This window comes from Paraburkholderia sp. SIMBA_027, from assembly GCF_046535315.1.
Classification (GTDB): domain Bacteria; phylum Pseudomonadota; class Gammaproteobacteria; order Burkholderiales; family Burkholderiaceae; genus Paraburkholderia; species Paraburkholderia tropica.
In genome coordinates, this window is the sequence record NZ_JAWRWY010000573.1 from 1 (window position 1) to 272 (window position 272).

At 40.1% G+C, this 272-nt stretch carries 1 protein-coding gene; it reads left to right on the forward strand.

The features are described 5' to 3' along the window. Positions 1-272 (forward strand): MFS transporter (locus SB764_RS40300; RefSeq protein ID WP_410866795.1); only part of this gene is annotated, 272 nt, incomplete at both ends.

Genomic DNA, 272 nt, shown 5'->3' on the forward strand with positions numbered 1-272 from the left:
GTCTTTTAGGAGCTGTACTTGTATCGCTTAGTTACTTTTTCGCTTATGGAGTTGCGGTGTTACTACTTATCCGCATGCTGCATGTCTTCACAATTGGACTTGTTACCACAACAACAGGCACAATTTGCGTACAAACGACACCACCCTCTCGAAAAGGAGAAGGGATTAGCTATTATAGCTTAAGCGCCGTTCTTGGTTCAGCATTTGGTCCATTTATTGGCATGCTATTAACCCATTTAAATAATGGGTTTGAATGGATGTTTACATTAAAT